Annotated in this window: 3 protein-coding genes and 1 riboswitch; all 3 genes read left to right on the forward strand. The window is 68.9% G+C overall.

Translation table 11 applies throughout. The features are described from left to right. The coding region (locus tag AC27VN_RS37405; RefSeq protein ID WP_490879920.1) for a response regulator at window positions 1-354 on the forward strand (354 nt) is incomplete at its 5' end. Window positions 355-426: 72 nt separating this feature from the next. Next, a complete protein-coding gene (locus tag AC27VN_RS37410; protein WP_093348268.1) occupies window positions 427-873 on the forward strand; it encodes a YchJ family protein in 447 nt (148 codons plus the stop codon). Between the two features lie 67 nt (window positions 874-940). Then, window positions 941-1046: riboswitch (TPP riboswitch) on the forward strand. A gap of 86 nt (window positions 1047-1132) precedes the next feature. Beyond that, on the forward strand, window positions 1133-3013 hold the full coding sequence (gene thiC, locus AC27VN_RS37415; RefSeq protein ID WP_093348270.1) for a phosphomethylpyrimidine synthase ThiC: 1881 nt from the start codon (window positions 1133-1135) through the stop codon (window positions 3011-3013). The last annotated feature ends 40 nt before the right edge of the window (window positions 3014-3053 follow it).

Genomic DNA, 3053 nt, shown 5'->3' on the forward strand with positions numbered 1-3053 from the left:
CTGGTGCTCGACGACGAACAGCCGGTGCGCGAGGCCATGCGCTCGCTCCTCGGCGGCTGGGGCCACGAGGTGGCGCTGGCCGCCAATCCGCGCGAGGCGCTGCAGCAGGCCGGCGTGTTCGACCTGATGCTCAGCGACCTGCGCCTGGGCAGCGGGCTCTCGGGGCTGGCCGCCGCGCAGGCGCTGCAGGCGGTGGGCAAGGCGCGCCACGTGGTGATCCTCACCGGCGAGACCGCGCACGCGAACCGCGCCGAGGTCGAGCGCGCGGGCTATGCGCTGATCTACAAGCCGGCCGACGCACCGGCGCTGCGCGAGGCGATCGCGCAGAGCATGCGGCCGGCCGAGGCGCGCTGATCCCCCTCGCGGCGGCCCCAGGGCTTGCCCTCTGGAGGCCCCTGCCCGCACGGTGTTCCAATAGGGGCCTCCATGCCCAGCGTTCCCGATCCCTCCACCGCACCCTGCCCCTGCGGCCGCACCGACCGCCGCGACAAGCCCATCGCCTACGCGATGTGCTGCGGCCGCTACCTCGACGACTTCGAGCACACCCCCGCGCCCGATGCCGAATCGCTGATGCGTTCGCGCTATACGGCCTTCGTGCGCGAGCGTGCCGAGTACCTGCTCGGCACCTGGCACGCGAGCACGCGGCCGGCCTCGCTCGATTTCGAGCCGGACGTGCGCTGGCTCGGGCTCGACGTGCGCGGCCGCTCGATGAGCGATGCCGACCATGCCGAGGTCGAGTTCGTCGCGCGCCAGCGCGGCGCCTCGGGCACGGCCTCGCGGCTGCACGAGCGCAGCCGCTTCGTGCGCGAGTCCGATGCCGAGGGCCTGTCGCGCTGGTACTACGTCGACGGCGACCTGCAGGCGCGCGCCTGAAGCCCGGCGCGAAAGCGCGCCGTCTTGACGCGGGCGGTTGACGGCGAGGGCCGGCGCTCGCACAATCGGCCCCGCTCCGGGGTGCACGCATGTGGCGTGCTGAGATGGCAAAGCTGCCGACCCGCGAACTTGATCCGGGTCATACCGGCGTAAGAAGAGCTGCACTCCCTGGCTTCGGTCCGTCCCTCCACCCGAGACGGCACCCACAGCCCACCGAGCGATTGCGGAGCACCCTTTCCATCCACAAGGAGTGCCCTGCATGAATGCCCCCGACAAGTTCACCACCCTGCTCTCGCTCACGCGCGAGCCCTTCCCCGCGTCGCACAAGTGCGTCATCCCCGGCAGCAGGCCCGACCTGTTCGTGCCGGTGCGCGACGTGAAGCTCACCAACGGCGAGACCGTGTCGCTCTACGACACCTCGGGCCCCTACACCGACCCGAAGGTCGAGATCGACGTGCGCCGCGGCCTGCCCGACGTGCGCGGTGCCTGGGTCGCCGAGCGCGGCGACACCGAGAGCTACGAGGGGCGCACGCACCATGCGCTCGACGACGGCGCGAAGAACGAGGACCGCGATGCCCAGCGCCTGGCCGAGCTGCGCGCCGGTGCCTCGGCGCTGCAGCGCACGCCGCGCCGCGCGAAGTCGGGCGCCAACGTCACGCAGATGCACTACGCGCGCCGCGGCATCGTCACGCCCGAGATGGAGTACGTGGCGCTGCGCGAGAACGGCAAGCGCGAGTGGATGGCCGAGTACCTCGCCAACGAGGAGCGCGCGAAGCGCGTGGCCGGCAACCCCATGGGCGCGAGCATCCCGCGCATCATCACGCCCGAGTTCGTGCGCGACGAGGTGGCGCGCGGCCGCGCGATCATTCCCGCCAACATCAACCACCCCGAGGTGGAACCGATGGCGATCGGGCGCAACTTCAAGGTGAAGATCAACGCCAACATCGGCAACTCGGCCGTGACCTCGAGCATCGAGGAAGAAGTGGAGAAGCTGGTGTGGGCGATCCGCTGGGGCGCCGACAACGTGATGGACCTGTCGACCGGCAAGAACATCCACACCACGCGCGACTGGATCGTGCGCAACAGCCCCGTGCCCATCGGCACCGTGCCGATCTACCAGGCGCTCGAGAAGGTCGGCGGCGTGGCCGAGGACCTGACCTGGGAGATCTACCGCGACACGCTGATCGAGCAGGCCGAGCAGGGCGTCGACTACTTCACCATCCACGCCGGCCTGCGGCTGCCGTTCATCCATCTGACGGCCGACCGCATGACCGGCATCGTCTCGCGCGGCGGCTCGATCATGGCGAAGTGGTGCATCGCGCACCACAAGGAGAGCTTCCTCTACACGCACTTCGAGGACATCTGCGACATCATGAAGGCCTACGACGTGAGCTTCTCGCTCGGCGACGGCCTGCGCCCCGGCAGCGGCGCCGATGCCAACGACGAGGCGCAGTTCGCCGAGCTGCGCACCCTCGGCGAGCTCACGCAGATCGCATGGAAGCACGACGTGCAGACCATGATCGAAGGCCCGGGCCACGTGCCGATGCACATGATCCAGTCGAACATGGACGAGCAGCTCAAGCACTGCCACGAGGCGCCGTTCTACACCCTGGGCCCGCTGACGATCGACATCGCGCCCGGCTACGACCACATCGCGAGCGCGATCGGCGCGGCGATGATCGGCTGGGCCGGCACCGCGATGCTGTGCTACGTGACGCCGAAGGAGCACCTGGGGCTGCCCGATCGCGACGACGTGAAGCAGGGGATCATTGCCTACAAGATCGCCGCGCATGCGGCGGACGTGGCGAAGGGACATCCGGGAGCGCGGTCGCGCGACGATGCGCTGAGCAAGGCGCGCTTCGAGTTTCGCTGGCAGGACCAGTTCAACCTCGGGCTCGATCCCGATACCGCGCGCGAATTCCACGACGAGACGCTGCCGAAGGATTCGAGCAAGGTGGCGCACTTCTGTTCGATGTGCGGGCCGAAGTTCTGCTCGATGAAGATCACGCAGGAGGTGCGGGAGTACGCGGCTGCGAAGGGGGTGGCCGAGGCGTTGGCTGTGGAGAAGGGGATGGAGGAGAAGTCGAAGGAGTTTGTGGCGGGTGGGGGGGAGATGTATATCCCTATTCGGGCGGTCTGAAGGGCTGCTTCGGTTTCTTGCTTTTTTGATTCTTGCTGAC

It is taken from the genome of Variovorax sp. 20P10.2.4 (assembly GCF_058244205.1).